Below are 15,712 nucleotides of genomic sequence, written 5' to 3'. Positions count from 1 at the left end.
AGCACGTCATGAAATGGACAAGGTACTTCCTGGCCCTCGGGCTCGTCGTCGGCGCGTCGATGGCCTCGGCGCAGACCAGGCACGTGGCGATCGCAAACATGGTCGACATTCCCCAGCTGATCCAGGTCAAGACCGGGCTCGTGGACGCACTGCGCGGCGCGGGCTACGTCGAAGGCCAGAACCTCAGGCTCGACTACCTGTCGGCCCAGGGCAACGCGGGCATCGCCACGCAGATCCTGCGCAAGTTCGTCGGCGATGCGCCCGACGTGATCGTCACCATCACCACGCCGATGGCGCAGGCGGCCTTGTCGGCCACGAGGACGGTGCCCGTGGTCTTCACCGTGGTGACCGATCCGCTCGGCGCCAAGGTGGTCCCGTCGCTGAAGCGTCCGGGCGGCAACGCCACCGGCATCTCCGACCTCGCGCCGATCGAGCGGCAGCTGCGCCTGATCAAGGCCTTCATGCCGCAGGCCAGGCGCCTGGGGGTGATCTACAACACCGGGCTCGATGGCTCGCGCTACCAGATCGAGGTGCTCAAGCCGCTGCTCAAGGCCCATGGCATGACGCTGGTCGAGGCGAACGCGCCCACCTCCAACGAGGTCGGTTCGGCCATGCGTTCGCTCGTGGGCAAGACGGACGTGGTCTGGATTCCCAACGATCCGACCGTGTACGCGGCGCTCGAATCGGCGGTGCGCATCGGCCAGGAACAGAAGATTCCCGTGTTCACGGCCGAGACCCGCACCGTGGAGCGCGGCGCCGTGGCCTCGATCGGCTTCGACTACAACGCCGTCGGCGAAGAGGCGGCCCGCCAGGTCGTCAAGATCCTCAAGGGCGCGAAGCCCGGCGATATCGACGTGGAAACGCCGCAGGTGTTTCGCACGGTCGTGAACCAGCGCGCCGCGCAGGCCGCGGGCCTGAGCATTCCGGACGACGTGGCCCGCCAGGCCAACATCGTCAATCGCTGAGGAGGGCGGGATGAATTTCTACGCCTTGCTGGGCGCGCTCGAGACGGGGCTGATCTTCGGCTTCGTCGCGCTCGGAACCTACATCACCTTTCGCCTGCTGAAGTTCCCCGACATCACGGTGGAGGGCAGCTTCCCGCTCGGCGGTGCCGTGGCCGCCGCATCGATCGTCGCGGGCGCCAACCCCTACCTGGCCACCTTGCTGGCCTTCGTCGCCGGCATGCTCGCGGGTTCGCTCACGGCCTTCCTCAACGTCCGGCTGCGCATCCTGCACATCCTCAGCGGCATCCTGGCCTCGGTCGCGATGTATTCGGTGAACATGCGCATCATGGGGCGGCCCAACACGCCCTTGCTGGGTACGGACACGGTGTTCACGGGGCTGGGTGCGCACTTCGTCGGCAGTGCCTATGCGGTGCCGCTCGTGCTCATCCTGCTGTGCGCGGCGATCGTCCTGCTGCTCAACCGCTTCCTCGCTTCCGAAACCGGCCTGGCCCTGCGGGCGACCGGCGCCAATCCGCGGATGGCGGCTGCCTACGGCATCCACACCGGCCGCATGACCTGGCTGGGGCTCGCCATGGCGAACGGGCTGTCCGCCCTCGGCGGTGCGCTTTTCGCGCAGACGCAGGGCTCGGCCGACGTCAACATGGGCGGCGGCGTGGTGGTCGTCGGCTTTGCCGCCGTGATCGGCGGCGGGGTGCTGATCAGGAACACGACCATCGTGCGCGCGACCTTGTCCGCGCTGGTGGGCGCCGTGCTCTATCGCATCGCGGTGGCGCTGGCCCTGGACGTCGACAGCATCGGGCTCACGCCCTCCGACTTGAACATGGTGACCGCGGCGCTCGTGGCACTGGCACTGGTTGCGCCCGGCGTGGGCCTGGCCGGTGCATTGCGCGGGAGAAAAGCATGATCAGGGTCGAGAAGCTCGATGTGGTCTTCAATCCCGGCTCCGCGCTCGAGAATCACGTGCTGCGCGGCCTGTCGCTGGACATCCCCCAGCAGCAGTTCATCACGGTGATCGGTTCCAACGGCGCCGGCAAGTCGACCTTGCTCAATGTGCTCGCGGGAGAGACGACCCCCACCGGCGGGGCCGTCACGATCGATGGCGAAGCCATCGCCGGCTGGCCGGTCGCGCGTCGCGCCGGGGCCATCGCCCGTGTCTTCCAGGACCCGCTGGCGGGCACCTGCGAGGAACTGACGATCGAGGAGAACATGGCCATCGCCCTGGCGCGCGGCCATGCGCGCGGACTGGGTCACGCGGTGACGGCGCCTCGGCGCGAGCGCATCCGCGCGGCGCTGGCCCGGCTCGGCCTCGGGCTGGAGAACCGGCTGCACGATCGCATGGGCCTGCTCTCGGGCGGGCAGCGCCAGGCGATCAGCCTGCTGATGGCGTCGCTCAACGCGTCGAGCCTGCTGCTGCTCGACGAACACACGGCCGCGCTCGATCCGCGCACCTCGGAGTTCGTGATGAAGCTGACGGATGACCTCGTGCGTGAGCTCAAGCTCACGGTGCTGATGGTCACGCACAGCATGCGCCAGGCACTCGATCACGGCGACCGGACCATCATGCTGCACCAGGGGCGCATCGTCTTCGACATCGCCGGCAGCGAACGCGAGCGGCTCGATGTTCCGGACCTGCTGGCGCTGTTCTCCCAGCGCAGCGGCAAGGAACTCAGCGACGACAGCCTTCTTCTGGGATGACCCTCTCATGACCCAACAACAACTTCTGAACGGCCTGCGCATCGTCGACCTGTCGCGCGTGATGTCGGGGCCTTACTGCACCGCGCTGCTGGCCGACGTGGGGGCCGAGGTGATCAAGATCGAGACGCCCGTGACCGGCGACGACTCGCGCCACTTCGGCCCCTTCGTCGACGGCCGCAGCGTCTACTTCTCCTTGCTGAACCGCAACAAGAAGAGCGTCACGCTCAATCTCAAGGACGAGCGCGCCCGCGAGATGCTGTATGCGCTGGTCGATACCGCCGATGCGGTGGTCGAGAACTTCCGCCCCGGCGTCGCGCAGCGGCTGGGGGTGGACTACGAGACGCTGAAGGCACGCAATCCCTCGCTGGTCTACCTGAGCATCTCGGGCTTCGGGCAGCAGGGCGAATTCAAGGGGCGGCCGGCCTATGACCTGATCATCCAGGCCATGTCCGGGCTCATGAGCACCACGGGCCGTCCCGGGCAGGAGCCCACCTGCGTGGGCGACTCGGTGGCGGACCTCGTGACGGGCCTGTTCGGTGCCTGGTCGCTGATGACGGCGCTGTTCGCCCGCGAGCGGGATGGCCAGGGGCGCCAGATCGACCTGTCGATGTTCGATGCGATGCTGGCCCTGCAGCTCACCAGCGCGAGCCGCCTGTTCGCCAGCGGCACGGCGCCGCAGCGCGTGGGCAACCGCCATCCCGTGACGTCGCCAGTGGACTGCTTCGAGGCCCGCGACGGCTGGGCGGTGATCGTGGTCAGCAACGACGGGTTCTTTCGCCGCTTCGCGCCGTTGATCGGCAAGCCCGAATGGGTCGAGGACCCGCGCTTCGTCGACAACCTGCAGCGCGCGCGCAACGAGCCGGCGCTGAAGGCGGCGATCACGGCATGGTCGCGCGAGCGGACCGTGGACGAGGTGGTCCAGGCCTGCCTGGAGGCCGACGTTCCGGCGGGCCCGGTCTGGGATCTGCAGCAGGCCCATGCGCAGTCCGCGCGGCAGGATCGAGGGCGGGTCGCCCAGGCGCAGGATGTCGAGCGCCCCTGGCCGTTCGTGCTGCAGCCGGCCGTGTTCTCTTCGGGGGATCCGGCGAAGGTCCAGGCCGACCCTTTGTTGGGTGCGCACACCGACGAGGTGTTGCAGGGCATCGGCATCGCGCCGGCGGATCTTGCGCAACTGCGCGCGCGGGGGGCCGTATGAAGTCGTGGATCGTCAGGGACGTCACGCAGCCTCCGGAGCTCATGGAGATGCCGCTGCCGCATCCCAAGCCGGGCCAGGTGCTGGTGCGGGTGGCCGCTGCCGGGCTCAACTTCTCGGACGTGCTGATGACGCGCGGCGCCTACCAGATCCGGCCGCCGCTGCCCTTCACCCCGGGCCAGGAGATCAGCGGCATCGTCGAGAGCGTTTCGGGCGGTGGCGCCTTCAGCCCCGGCGACCGGGTCGCCACCAAGGTCATGTGGGGCGGCTTCGCGCAGTTCGCCGTGGCCGAGGCCTCGTGGCTGGTGCGCGTGCCCGAGGAAGTCCCGCTGGCCGAGGCCGCCGTGCTGCCGGTGGTCTGGCCGACCGCGTGGATCGCCTTGTTCGCACGGGCCCGGTTGCAGGCGGGTGAGACGGTGCTGGTGCACGCGGCCGCCGGCGGGGTCGGGCTGGCGGCCACCCAGCTCGCGGTTCGGGCCGGTGCGCGCGTCATCGCCACCGCGGGTGGCCAGGACAAGCTCGCGCATTGCAGGGAGCGCGGGGCTTCGGTCTGCATCGACTACCGCGAGGACGACTGGGTCGAGCAGGTGATGCAGGCCACCGGTGGCAAGGGCGTGGATGTGGTCATCGATCCGGTGGGGGGCGATATCACGGACCGCAGCGTCAAGTGCCTGGCCCATGGCGCGCGCCTCTGTCTCGTGGGTTTCTCGAGCGGACGCATTCCCGAGATCCGCGCCAACCGTCTTCTGCTCAAGAGCGCGTCGGCGCTGGGCATCTACTGGAGCCACGAGCGCGACCTGCCGCTGATCGGGCAGGCGCTGGACGACGTGCTGGCGGGTTTCAGGCACCAGCAGCTGCACGCGGACGTGGGCGGTCGCTACGCTTTCAGCGAGTTGCCTCGCGCGTTGGCCGATCTGCAGGAGCGGCGCACCTTCGGCAAGCTGGTGCTGCTGCCCGACGGCAACCCCTGACCCGGCGTTCGGCGGCCTGGGCAAGCCCAGGTGCCCGCGCGCATCCTCCGACGCCTCGACCCGGCGCGAGCGCCGGCCGTCGCCTCGCTCGTATACATTCGCCACGAAAGCGGAACACGAGGGGCGAGGATGACGGTCGGCAAGGAACGGGGCATCGCCAGCAGCCGGATGGCGGCATGCCAGGCACGGGGATCCGGGGACGCGGTGCTCCCGTGTTCCCTTGATGGGCATGCCCGGCCATGAACGCGCAGGTGCTCGCGGCCCTGCAGTCGCTCGGCCTTTCGGAAGACACGGACGGCAAGGCGGTACGCCGCGCCTATGCCGCGCAACTCAAGCAGATCGACGTCGCCGCGGAGCCCGCGCGGTTCCAGGCGCTGCGCGAGCGCTATGAGCTCGTGCTGGCCTGGCTCGCGCACCGCGATGCCGCAGCGCGCGATGCGCCGGACCAGACACCCGCTTCGCCGGAGGAGGCTGCGCCAACCCCGGCGGCACCTGCGAGCGGCCCCGTCGACGACGCCGCTGCGCCGTCCCGAATGCAGCGGTCCGACGACTACGCCCGCGCCGTGTTCGACGCCCTCATGGCCCGCCTCGCCGCGGCCGGCACACCGGATCGGCACGAAGCGCGGGCGGCGCTGGATGCCGCGCTCGAGGATCCGCGGCTGCTGGATGTGGATGCACGGTTCCTGTTCGAGCTGGGCGTGGCCTCGTGGCTGGCCAACGGTTGGCGCCCCGGGCACGAGAAGGTGTTCGCCCCGGCCGTCGGTGCCTTCCGCTGGCGCGAGGAAGCGGCGTCGCTCTCGAGGCTGGGCCGTTCGGGCGTCATCATCGACCACGCGATCCAGGAGCTGGATGCGTACGACAGCCTGCCCGAGGCCACGCGCGAGCGCCTGCGCGAACCGATCCGGCAGCTGCGCTCGCCGGACAAGCCGGGCGTGCGCCGGCTCGCGAAGTCGCTGCCGCTGGCCGAGCAGGCGGTGCGCAACTTCCCCCACTGGCTGCACATCGTCACCAACCCCTCGAACATCGAGCGCTGGCGCGCATGGGAAGCGGCCATTCCGGCGTGGCGGCGCTTCGTGGCGTTCGCGCCCGCGCGGCCCAAGGCGCGGCCGGTGCCCACGGGCAACGCGGCGTCCGCCAGCAATCCGTGGGTGGTGGTGATGTGCCTGGTCGGCATGATGGGGCTCGCGTCGACGCTGTCGAGGCTCTCGACGCCGCCCGCCCCGGCTCCGGCGCCGCATCGCACGCTGGCACCCTTGCCGCGCGCGCCGAGCGCACCGGCGGCTTCGTTCCCGGCGCTTGCACCTTCGTCGCCGTTGCCCCTGGTCACGGCGCCGGCGCGACCTCCGGCGCCGACGGCACCGGTCATCGCACCGGCCGCGCTGGTGCAGCAGCCCTACGCCACGCTGCCGGAGGCAAGGAAGCTGGCCGCCTCGCTCGGCAAGGGCAAGGCCGACGTGCTCAAGTGCAACGACGCGATCCGCATCCTCGAGCTTCATGCCAGGGAATTCGAGAAGGGATCGTTCGGCCGCTCCTTCGACAGCCTGATGATCAACTGCCTCATGGGCAAGCTCGCGATGTTTCCCTATCCGCTGATCGACCGGGCGATCAAGCGCGAGTTCGGGCGGCGGGCGGGCGATGCGACCGCGGGGCTGTCGGAGGTTCGGGGCCTGTCGCCCCTGCCCGTGATGCCCCGGCCGGCACCGGTCCGTCCGGTAGTGGCTTCGCCGCCGAGCATGACGATGCCGTCCTCCGATCCGTCCGCGCCGTCCGTGCTGAGACCGCCGGGATCCGCGAACCCGTGGGCGGTGCCGCCGCCGGCGTCCGGCCCCTAGATCGCCCGGGACCGGTCGCGAGACGGCCTGCCCGCCGACGCGGCACAGCCCGCGGCGCCCCTACGATACCGACCCTGGACAGGCGCACCAAGGGATACGCCCAGCACGCGGACGCACTCATGAAGAACGGCGAGACACACGGCGGGCCCGGCACCGCACTGCAGCACGAGGGACATTTCCGGCCCGACGGCACGCTCGCCGCCACCTTCCTGCGCGAGCACGACTGGGCGCGCTCGGCGCTCGGGCCGCCGCAGGGCTGGTCCGGCGCGCTGCGCCACGCGGTGTCGCTGATGCTCGATTCGGCCCTGCCGATGTGGCTGGCCTGGGGCGACGGCCTGGGCATGGTCTACAACGAGCCGTACGCGCGGGTCCTCGGTGGCAAGCATCCCGCAGCTCTGGGCGCTCCGCTGGCCGAGGTCTGGGCGGAGATCTGGTCCGAGGTCGGGCCGCTGGTCGAGACGGCGCTGGCCGGCAGCCCGGTCCATCGCGAGGACCTGCCGCTGGTCGTGAACCGCGAGGGGCTGGAGGAACAGACCTGGTTCACCTTCTCCTATGCGCCGCTGCGCGACGAACAGGGCGCCGTGCGCGGCCTGCTGTGCACCGTCTGGGAGACCACCGCCCAGGTGCTGGCCCGGCGCCAACTGGCCGACAAGGAGGACGAGGCGACGCGGCGCCAGGCCCAGCGCACGGAGACCGAGGAGCGCTACCGGCTCGCGGTGCTGGCCACCAACGATGCGGTCTGGGACTGGCGCCTGTCCGACGGCCACGTGGTCTGGAACCAGGCGCTGACCACGCTGTTCGGCCACACGGAGGAGGAGACCAGCGCCGACTGGTGGCTCGACCACATCCATCCCGAGGACCGCGCGCGTGTCGAGACCGGCATCCATGCCGTGATCGACGGCGGCGGAACGGCCTGGACGCAGGAGTACCGCTTCCTGCGCAAGGACGGCAGCCATGCCGAGGTGTTCGACCGCGGCACCGTGCTGCGCGACGCGCAGGGCCGGCCGCTGCGCATGATCGGCGCCATGCTCGACCTGAGCGAGCGCAAGGCCTCCGAGCTCGCGCTGCGCGAGAGCCATCGGCAGTTCCGCACCCTGTTCGAGACCATCGACGAGGGCTTCTGCGTCATCGAATTCCTCGACGGCCCGCACGGCCCGATGAGCGACTACGTCCACGTGACGGCCAACCCGGCCTACCTGGCCAATGCCGGCATCGCCGACGTGGTGGGCCAGCGGGTGCGCGAGATGGTGCCCGACGAGGCCGACGGCTGGGTCGACATCTACCGCCGCGTGCTGCTCACGGGCGAGCCGGTGCGCTTCGAGCGCGAGCTGGTGCGCACCGGCCGCTTCCTCGAGCTGGCCGCCTTCCGCGTCGAGCCGCCCGAGCGCCGCCAGGTTGCCGTGCTGTTCCAGGACGTGACCCAGCGTCACCGCGCCGAGCGCGCGCTGCTCGAACTCAACGACTCGCTCGAGCACCGCGTGGCCGAGGAGGTCGCGCAGCGGCTGAAGACCGAGGAGGCGCTGCGCCAGGCGCAGAAGATGGAGGCGGTGGGCCAGCTCACCGGCGGCATCGCGCACGACTTCAACAACATGCTCGCGGTGGTGATCGGTTCGCTCGACCTGCTGGGACGGCAGCTCGCGGCCGACGACGTTCGCGCCCGGCGCTACGTCGAGGCCGCGCGCGATGGCGCGAAGCGCGCCGCGCTGCTGACGCAACGGCTGCTCGCCTTCTCGCGCCAGCAGCCGCTGCGCCCCGAGTCGCTCGATGCCAACCGGCTGGTGGCGGGCATGTCGGACCTGCTGCGCCGCTCGCTCAGCGGCGCGATCCAGCTCGAGACCGTGTTGGCCGGCGGCCTCTGGCGCACGCACGCCGACCCCAACCAGCTCGAGAACGTGATCCTCAACCTCGCGGTCAACGGGCGCGACGCCATGCCCGACGGCGGGCGGCTCACCATCGAGACCGCCAACACCCACCTCGACGAGCGCTATGCGGTCGAGCACCTCGGCCTCTCGTCCGGGCAGTACGTGATGATCGCCGTCAGCGACACCGGCTCGGGCATGCCCGCCGAGGTGGTCGCCAAGGCCTTCGACCCCTTCTTCACCACCAAGGAGGTGGGCCGCGGCACGGGGCTGGGCCTGAGCCAGGTCTATGGCTTCGTCAAGCAGTCGGGCGGCCACGTGAAGATCTATTCGGAGGTCGGCGAGGGCACGGCCGTGAAGGTCTACCTGCCGCGCCTGCTCGGCGCGCCCGCCGAGGACGAGAAGGCCGAGGCGGCTCCCGACACGCCGCTGGGCGGCACCGAGGAGCTGATCCTCGTGGTGGAGGACGAGCCCGCGGTGCGGCAGCTCACGGTCGCGGCGCTCACCGAGCTCGGCTACCGCGTGCTGCAGGCCGACGGCGCCGTGGCGGCGCTGAAGCTGATCGATGCCCATCCCGAGATCCAGCTGCTGTTCACCGACGTGGTGATGCCCGAGACCAACGGCCGCAAGCTGGCCGACGAGGCGCTGCGGCGGCGGCCGGAACTCAAGGTGCTGTTCACCACGGGCTACACGCGCAACGCGGTGGTGCACAACGGCGTGCTCGACGCGGGCGTGCACCTGATCGGCAAGCCCTTCACGATCGAGGAACTGGCGGTGCGCGTGCGCGAGGTGCTCGACGCGTCCTAGGACGCGGCGATCAGGGCAGCCGCAGCGCCTCGCTGTCGGCGAAGGCCCGGGCGAGATAGTCCATCACCGCGCGCACCGTGGCCGAGCGCTTGAGCTCACGGTGCGTGACCAGCCAGATCGCATGCTCGAAGGGCTCGCCGCCGGGCTCGAGCTTCACCAGAGCGGGCTCCGCGTCGCCGAGGAAGCAGGGCAGGCCCGCGACGCCGGCGCCGGCACGCGCGGCGACGAGCTGGCTGCTGATGTCGCCGAGCTCGCAGCCCACCGGGCGCTCGCCCGCGTTGCCGAGCAGCCAGCGCTGCTGGGGCATGTCGGCGAAGCGGTCGTCGTAGGCGATGAAGGTCCAGCGCGCGGGCTCCGCGAGGGCGGGGTAGTCGCGGCCCGCATAGAGCGCGAAGGGGATGCGGCCGACGCGGCGCGCGATGTTGTTCGGTTCGCTGGGCCGCACATGGCGCAGCGCGAGGTCCGCCTCGCCGCGGCTCAGCGAGACCTGCTGGGCCTCGGAGCGCACCGACAGCTGGATGTCGGGATAGACCGCATGGAAGTCCGCCATGCGCGCGGCGAGGAAGTGCGTGGCCAGCACCGGCGAGGCGCTCAAGGTCACCTTGCCGCGCAGCGACACCTGCCGTGCCTGGCTGCGCCGCGCGATGGCGAAGGAGGCGCTCTCCATCGCCTTGGCCTGCTCGAAGACCTCGAGGCCCGCGGCCGTCAGGCGGCAGGCGCGCGGCAGCCGCTCCACCAGCGGCAATCCCAGTTCGGCCTCGAGCGCCGCCAGCCGGCGGCTCACCGTCGCATGGTCGACGCGCAGCGAACGCGCGGCACCCGACAGCGTGCCGGCGCGGCCGACGGCCAGGAAATGGCGCAGGTTCTCCCAGTCGAACATGGTGTTGTTTATCTGTGCGTTTTCTCGCAGTGAGTCCGCGATTTTAGGGAATTCACGCACAGAGCGCCGCGGCCCACCATCGCCTCCTCTTCATGGATGCAAAGGGTGGAACATGCGAACCGGATCGTCTTCGCGCCGGGGCACGCTGGTGGCCGCGTCGCTGGGCTTCGTCGTGGTGCTGCTCGACGTGAGCGTGGTCAATGTCGCGCTCGATGCGCTGCTGCGCGAGTTCCGCACCGACGTGGCCGGGCTGCAATGGGTGGTCAATGCCTACACGCTGGTGTTCGCGGCCCTGCTGCTGAGCAGCGGCGCGCTCGGCGACCGCTTGGGGCCGCGCCGCATCTACCTCGGCGGCCTCGCGCTGTTCACCGTGGCCTCGGTCGCCTGCGGCGCGGCGCCCGGGCTCGGCATGCTGGTGGCGGCGCGGCTGCTGCAGGGCGTCGGCGCGGCGCTGCTGGTGCCCAACTCGCTGCTGATGCTGCAGCGGGCCTTCGCGGACCCGGTCGAGCGCAGCCGTGCGATCGGCTGGTGGGGCGCGATCGGCGGCATCGCGATGGCGGCCGGGCCGGTGCTCGGCGGCGTGCTGGTCGCGCATGGGGGCTGGCGCAGCATCTTCCTGATCAACCTGCCGATCGGCCTGCTGGCCGGGGCCCTGACCCTGCGCCACGTGGCCGCCGACGGGCCAGGCCATGCGCGGCGCCTCGACGGGCCCGGGCAACTGGCCGCCGTGCTCGCGCTCGCCGCGCTGACGGCGACGCTGGTCGAGGCCGGGCGGCTGGGCTGGACCAGCGCCTGGGTCGCGGGCGGGCTGCTGCTGGCGCTCGTGGCAGGCGGGGCCTTCGTCTGGATCGAGGCACGCAGCGCCGCGCCGATGCTGCCGCTGGGCCTGCTGCGCATCCGCGCCTTCGCGATCGCCTCCCTGTGCGGCGTGGTCGTCAACTTCGGCTACTACGGGCTGGTCTTCGTCTTCAGCCTGTTCTTCCAGGTCCAGCAGCACCTGTCGCCGCAGCAGACTGGCTTGGCCTTCCTGCCGATGACGCTGGTGCTGATGGGCGCCAGCGTGCTCGCGGGCCGGCTCGTCACGCGCATCGGCGCGCGGCGGCTGATGGTGATGGGGCTGGGCCTGGCGGCCTGCGGCTATGCGCTGCTGCTGCCGGTGCGCATCGAGGGCGCCTATGCCTGGCTGGTGTTGCCGATGCTGCTGGCCGCGAGCGGCACGGCGCTGTGCGTGCCGACGATGACCAACCTCGCGCTGTCCTCGGTCGAGGCCTCGCGCGCGGGCATCGCCTCGGGCGTGCTGAATGCCTCGCGCCAGGTCGGCGGGCTGCTCGGAGTCGCGGTGTTCGGCCACCTGGTGCGCCACACCGCGCCGCAGGCCTTCCTGCGCGGCATGCAGCTGTCGACGGGCATCGCCGCCGTGCTGCTGCTGCTGGGCTGCGCGCTGTGCTGGTGGCGGCTAGAGCCGCTGCCGCGCGGCCGATGAAGGCGGTGGCGGGCTGCGCTCAGGCCGCGGCGCGCACCGCGAGCCAGTCGAACAGCTGCGAGGCCGGCAGCGCGCGCGAGTACAGGAAGCCCTGCAGCTCGTCGCAGCCCATCGTCAGCAGGATGTCGCGCTGGATCTCGTTCTCGACCCCCTCGGCCACCACGCTCAGGCCCAGCGCATGCGCGAGCCGGATCACGGCGTCGACCACGGCGCGCGAATCCTCCTTGGATTCGAGGTCCTGCACGAAGCTGCGGTCGATCTTGACCTGGCGCGCCGGCAGCCGGCGCAACTGGCTCAGGCTCGAGTAGCCGGTGCCGAAATCGTCGATCGACAGGAACACGCCCACGGCCGCCAGGCCCTCGAAGGTGCGGTGCGTGGCGCGGATGTCCTCCATCGCCACCGACTCGGTGATCTCGCACAGCAGCAGCGAGGCCGGCACCGCATGCCGGGCCAGCGCGCGCTCGACGCGCTCGACGAAATCCACCTCGCGCAGCTGCATCACCGACAGGTTCACCGCCACCGGCATCGACAGGCCCTGCGTGCGCCACTGGGCGATCTGCCGGCAGGCCTCGTCGAGGATCCAGTCGCCCAGGCGCACGATCATGCCGAAGCGCTCGGCCAGGCCGATGAACTGCGCCGGCCCGATCAGGCCGAGCTCGGGGTGGTTCCAGCGCACCAGCGCCTCCACGCCGCTGAGCGAGCCGTCGCGGCCGTCCATCTTCGGCTGGTAGTGCAGCTCGAACTGGTTCAGGTCGACGGCCCGGCGCAGGTCGCTCTGCAGCCGCAGCTGCGCCGCCACGTCGGAGCCCATGTGCGATTCGAACATCACGTAGTTCGCGCCGCCGGCGCGCTTGGCGATGTACATCGCGGCATCGGCATTGGCCACGAGCTTGTCGGGCTCGCCCTGGCCGGGGTAGACCACGATGCCGATCGAGCAGGCGATCTGCAGCGGCTTGTCCTGCAGCGAGAAGGGCTCGGCCAGCTTGCGTAGCGCGCGGTTGGCGACCTGGGCGGCCTCGGCCGCATCGCTCACGCCTTCGAGCAGCAGCAGGAACTCGTCGCCGCCGATGCGCGCCACCGTGTCGCCGTCGCCCGCGACGTCCATCAGCCGCTTGGCCGCGGCACGCAGGATCTCGTCGCCGGCCGCGTGGCCGAAGGAGTCGTTGATCGGCTTGAAGCCGTCGAGGTCGACGAACAGGATCGCCACGCGTTCCTTCAGCAGCGGCTGGTTGACGCGCGCCATGCGCGCCAGCGCGTGTTCCAGCCGGTCCTCGAACAGCACGCGGTTGGGCAGGCCGGTCAGCGCGTCGGTGAAGGCATGACGCTGCAGCTCGCGGTTGGCGTGGGTGAGCTCGGCGTTGGCGTCCTCGAGCGACAGCGCCAGGCGCTGCGTGACCATCTGCATGCGCGCCTCGAGGATCGAGCCGAGCAGCGTGCCCAGCAGCAGCACGCACGACGCCAGCACCACGATGACCGTCAGCCCCGTGCCGTGCAGCTCGCCGGCGCTCAGGCAGACCGAATCGGGCGCGAAATTGGCCGCCGCCATGCCCGTGTAGTGCATGCCGCAGATCGCCACGCCCATCACCAGCGCGGCCAGCAGCTGCACGGCCGGGCGCCGGGCGGCGCTCACGCGGACCAGGTTGCGCATGATCAGCAGCGCCACCGCCGAGGCGCCTATGCCGATCAGCGCGGACAGCCCCACGATCACGGGCTGCCACAGGATGCCGGGCGCCATCTGCAGCGCCGCCATGCCGATGTAGTGCATGCCGCAGATGCCGCCGCCCATGACCAGCGAAGCCACGCCCAGCCGCCCGAGGCTGTAGTTGGGCCGGCTCGCGACCCACAGCGCCACCCCGGAGGCCGCGACCGCCGCGACCCACGACAGGAAGGTGTACCAGCCCGAGAAGCCCAGCTCGATCGGCAGCGTGAAGCCCAGCATGCCCACGAAATGCATCGACCAGATGCCCGTGCCCAGCACCACCGAGCCGACGCTCCACCACAGCGGCTGGAAATTTCCGCCGGGCCCGCGCATGCGCCGCGACAGGTCGAGCGCGACGAAGGAGGCCAGGGTGGCGATCAGCAGGGAGGCCGCGACGATCAGCGGGTCGTGGTGGGACGGGAGAAAAAGGGACGGGGCGTTCACCTCCCGAGTATCTCGCGAGCATGTAACAAGGGGTTGATGCGGGGGTACGACCCGCTCGGGCGTGGGCGCGTCACGTCGCGAGGGAAGGCGGCTAGCGCCGCGCGCCGAAGGCCGTGACCACGTAGTCGGAAAGCTCGAAGCCCAGTTCCGCCGCGATGACCTTCAGGCGGTTCTCGATCTCGGGGTCGAAGAACTCGAGCACGTCGCCGGTCTTGGTGCACACCAGGTGGCCGTGGTGACGCTCGCGGTCGTTGAGCTCGTACACGGCCTTGTTGTTGCCGAGCTGGCTCTTCTTGAGCAGGCCGGTCTGCTCGAACTGGGCCAGCACGCGGTAGACGGTGGCCAGGCCCAGGTCGGTCTGCTCGGCCAGCAGCTGGCGGTAGACGTCTTCCGCCGCCATGTGCCGCTGCTTGCTGGTGCGGAACAGGTCCAGCACCTTCAGGCGCGGCAGGGTGGCCTTGAGCCCCGTCTGCTTCAGGTCGGGAGCGGCGGCGTGCTCGTCCATGCGCGTGCGTCCGGTCGATGTTCGTCGGCGTGGGAAAAAAATGCATGGCTGGCCGGTGAACCGATGGCTAGCAAAAAACGACCCTTGGAGACCGTTGAGTCTCGGAGTCGCCCCACGATGAAACTGAAACTACTTGGTCAGGATGAGCTTGCCCAGCTTGGTGGCCTGCAGCCTGTACACGAATCCGTTGTGCGAGATCTCGACCACCTTCTGGCCGCGCAGCAATGCGGCGCTGTCGAGACTGGCCGTCACCAGCGCGGCGTCGTCGAATTGGCGAACCAACTCCGGCGCGGCGGCTTCGCGGGCGACTTCGTCCGCGAGCACCGGCTCGTGCACGAAGGCCTCCACCGTCAGGGCGACGGGCTGCGGCGTCGCAGCGCGGCGCACGCGCAGGGTCGGGCGGTGGCTGGTCAGTCCCGACGGGGACGGTTGGCTTCCTTGAGAGAGGAGAGCTTGCATGGTGGCGGTGGTCGCTTCGGGATGAAGCTGGTTGGTGACTTGGCTCGACTATAGCACTGAATGAGAGTGATTCGCATTAATGAAAACTGAATTTTCATGCGGCGGGTGAAAAGAGCGCGTTGAGCTCGCCGACCGACAGCATGCGTTCGTCCATCGCATCGAAGCGGCCGTGCGCGAAGGCCTCGCTCGCGAGCCGGCCCACCAAGCCCAGCGCCGCCTGCAGCGGACCGCAGCCCAGGCTGACGCGGCGCGCGCCGGCCTGGGCGAGGCTCTCGACCGTGGGCGCGCCGGCATAGCCCGCGTACACGTTGACCGGCAGGGCCACCGCGCGTGACAGGCCTTCGATCTCCTCGGGGCTCGACAGGCCGGGCACGAAGATGCCGTCCGCGCCCGCCGCCGCGCAGAGCGCCGCGCGGCGCAGCGTTTCCTCGAAGCGTGCCGCCGGGTCGTCCCAGGGGACGATGTGGGTGTCGGTGCGCGCATTGATGAAGAAGCGCGCATCGAGCGCGCGGATCGCGGCGATGCGCTTGCACAGCACGTCGGGCGGCACCAGCTCGCGCGTGCCGGGCCGCGTGCCGTCCTCGATGTTGATGCCGTCCACGCCCAGGTCGATGAGCGCGGCCGCCACGTCGCGCACCGCCTGCGTGCTGTCGCCGTAGCCGCGTTCGAGGTCCACGCTGACCGGCACGTGCGCCACGCGGCAGATGCGCGCGCAGGCCGCGATCAGGTCGCCGGCGGGCATCCGTTCGCCGTCCGAGTAACCCAATGACCACGCGATGCCCGCGCTGGTGGTGGCGATGGCACTCGCGCCCGCGCGCTCGATGACGCGGGCGCTGGCGGCGTCCCAGGCGTTCACGAGGATCAGGGGCGCGGGGGCCGTGTGCAGGCGATGGAAGAGGTCGGTCTGGGATGGCATGGGCT

13 protein-coding genes are annotated in these 15,712 nt (G+C 70.6%); 8 read left to right on the top strand and 5 right to left on the bottom strand.

Going from position 1 to position 15,712, the window contains the following annotated elements:
* The first annotated feature begins 8 nt into the window (after window positions 1–8).
* From BM109_RS32330 to BM109_RS32300, 7 genes are all read left to right on the top strand, one after another.
* Entirely contained in the window at window positions 9–965 is a 957-nt protein-coding gene (locus BM109_RS32330; RefSeq protein ID WP_093352266.1) for an ABC transporter substrate-binding protein, read from the top strand.
* A gap of 10 nt (window positions 966–975) precedes the next feature.
* Window positions 976–1,869, top strand: coding sequence for an ABC transporter permease (locus tag BM109_RS32325; RefSeq protein ID WP_093352263.1), 894 nt, complete (start codon window positions 976–978; stop codon window positions 1,867–1,869).
* Complete coding sequence (locus tag BM109_RS32320; RefSeq protein ID WP_093352261.1) at window positions 1,866–2,660, top strand: ABC transporter ATP-binding protein; 795 nt, start codon at window positions 1,866–1,868, stop codon at window positions 2,658–2,660. The genes BM109_RS32325 and BM109_RS32320 overlap by 4 nt, the downstream gene beginning before the upstream one ends.
* Window positions 2,661–2,667: 7 nt before the next feature.
* Window positions 2,668–3,855: a CaiB/BaiF CoA transferase family protein gene (locus BM109_RS32315; RefSeq protein ID WP_093352257.1), complete on the top strand. Its 1,188-nt coding sequence runs from the start codon at window positions 2,668–2,670 to the stop codon at window positions 3,853–3,855.
* Between the two features lie 47 nt (window positions 3,856–3,902).
* On the top strand, window positions 3,903–4,823 hold the full coding sequence (locus BM109_RS32310) for an NADPH:quinone oxidoreductase family protein (RefSeq protein ID WP_177239514.1): 921 nt from the start codon (window positions 3,903–3,905) through the stop codon (window positions 4,821–4,823).
* 239 nt (window positions 4,824–5,062) lie between these two features.
* Complete coding sequence (locus BM109_RS32305) at window positions 5,063–6,655, top strand: hypothetical protein (RefSeq protein WP_093352252.1); 1,593 nt, start codon at window positions 5,063–5,065, stop codon at window positions 6,653–6,655.
* Between the two features lie 119 nt (window positions 6,656–6,774).
* Complete coding sequence (locus tag BM109_RS32300; protein WP_093352250.1) at window positions 6,775–9,321, top strand: hybrid sensor histidine kinase/response regulator; 2,547 nt, start codon at window positions 6,775–6,777, stop codon at window positions 9,319–9,321.
* 10 nt (window positions 9,322–9,331) lie between these two features.
* Here the strand turns inward: BM109_RS32300 and BM109_RS32295 are convergent, their stop codons facing one another.
* Window positions 9,332–10,201: a LysR family transcriptional regulator gene (locus tag BM109_RS32295; RefSeq protein ID WP_093352247.1), complete on the bottom strand. Its 870-nt coding sequence runs from the start codon at window positions 10,199–10,201 to the stop codon at window positions 9,332–9,334.
* Window positions 10,202–10,313: 112 nt separating this feature from the next.
* On the opposite strand from BM109_RS32295, the gene BM109_RS32290 reads away from it, so the two are divergent.
* Window positions 10,314–11,684, top strand: a complete 1,371-nt coding sequence (locus tag BM109_RS32290) for an MFS transporter (RefSeq protein WP_093352245.1) — start codon at window positions 10,314–10,316, stop codon at window positions 11,682–11,684.
* Window positions 11,685–11,703: 19 nt separating this feature from the next.
* On the opposite strand, the gene BM109_RS32285 is transcribed toward BM109_RS32290, so the two are convergent.
* The 4 genes from BM109_RS32285 to BM109_RS32270 all read right to left on the bottom strand — a co-directional run bounded on the left by BM109_RS32285 (window position 11,704) and on the right by BM109_RS32270 (window position 15,707).
* Window positions 11,704–13,827, bottom strand: a complete 2,124-nt coding sequence (locus BM109_RS32285) for a putative bifunctional diguanylate cyclase/phosphodiesterase (protein ID WP_093352242.1) — start codon at window positions 13,825–13,827, stop codon at window positions 11,704–11,706.
* Window positions 13,828–13,918: 91 nt separating this feature from the next.
* Window positions 13,919–14,332, bottom strand: a complete 414-nt coding sequence (locus BM109_RS32280; RefSeq protein WP_093352239.1) for a ferric uptake regulation protein — start codon at window positions 14,330–14,332, stop codon at window positions 13,919–13,921.
* A gap of 129 nt (window positions 14,333–14,461) precedes the next feature.
* Window positions 14,462–14,614 carry a hemin uptake protein HemP gene (gene hemP / locus BM109_RS41845; protein WP_371269083.1) on the bottom strand — a complete coding sequence of 51 codons (153 nt, stop codon included), beginning with the start codon at window positions 14,612–14,614 and terminating at the stop codon, window positions 14,462–14,464.
* A gap of 271 nt (window positions 14,615–14,885) precedes the next feature.
* Window positions 14,886–15,707, bottom strand: coding sequence for an isocitrate lyase/PEP mutase family protein (locus tag BM109_RS32270; RefSeq protein WP_093352237.1), 822 nt, complete (start codon window positions 15,705–15,707; stop codon window positions 14,886–14,888).
* Window positions 15,708–15,712: the final 5 nt, after the last annotated feature.

The organism is Variovorax sp. PDC80 (assembly GCF_900115375.1).
GTDB lineage: Bacteria > Pseudomonadota > Gammaproteobacteria > Burkholderiales > Burkholderiaceae_C > Variovorax.
Note: the sequence above shows the minus strand (reverse complement) of the source record. Positions and strands in the feature narration are given on the sequence as shown.

Bases quoted from the DNA above. Each gene is read 5' to 3' on its own strand.
- BM109_RS32330 (WP_093352266.1), top strand. From the start codon at position 9: ATGAAATGGACAAGGTACTTCCTGGCCCTCGGGCTCGTCGTCGGCGCG.
- BM109_RS32325 (WP_093352263.1), top strand. From the start codon at position 976: ATGAATTTCTACGCCTTGCTGGGCGCGCTCGAGACGGGGCTGATCTTC.
- BM109_RS32320 (WP_093352261.1), top strand. From the start codon at position 1,866: ATGATCAGGGTCGAGAAGCTCGATGTGGTCTTCAATCCCGGCTCCGCG.
- BM109_RS32315 (WP_093352257.1), top strand. From the start codon at position 2,668: ATGACCCAACAACAACTTCTGAACGGCCTGCGCATCGTCGACCTGTCG.
- BM109_RS32310 (WP_177239514.1), top strand. From the start codon at position 3,903: ATGCCGCTGCCGCATCCCAAGCCGGGCCAGGTGCTGGTGCGGGTGGCC.
- BM109_RS32305 (WP_093352252.1), top strand. From the start codon at position 5,063: ATGAACGCGCAGGTGCTCGCGGCCCTGCAGTCGCTCGGCCTTTCGGAA.
- BM109_RS32300 (WP_093352250.1), top strand. From the start codon at position 6,775: ATGAAGAACGGCGAGACACACGGCGGGCCCGGCACCGCACTGCAGCAC.
- BM109_RS32295 (WP_093352247.1), bottom strand. From the start codon at position 10,201: ATGTTCGACTGGGAGAACCTGCGCCATTTCCTGGCCGTCGGCCGCGCC.
- BM109_RS32290 (WP_093352245.1), top strand. From the start codon at position 10,314: ATGCGAACCGGATCGTCTTCGCGCCGGGGCACGCTGGTGGCCGCGTCG.
- BM109_RS32280 (WP_093352239.1), bottom strand. From the start codon at position 14,332: ATGGACGAGCACGCCGCCGCTCCCGACCTGAAGCAGACGGGGCTCAAG.
- BM109_RS32270 (WP_093352237.1), bottom strand. From the start codon at position 15,707: ATGCCATCCCAGACCGACCTCTTCCATCGCCTGCACACGGCCCCCGCG.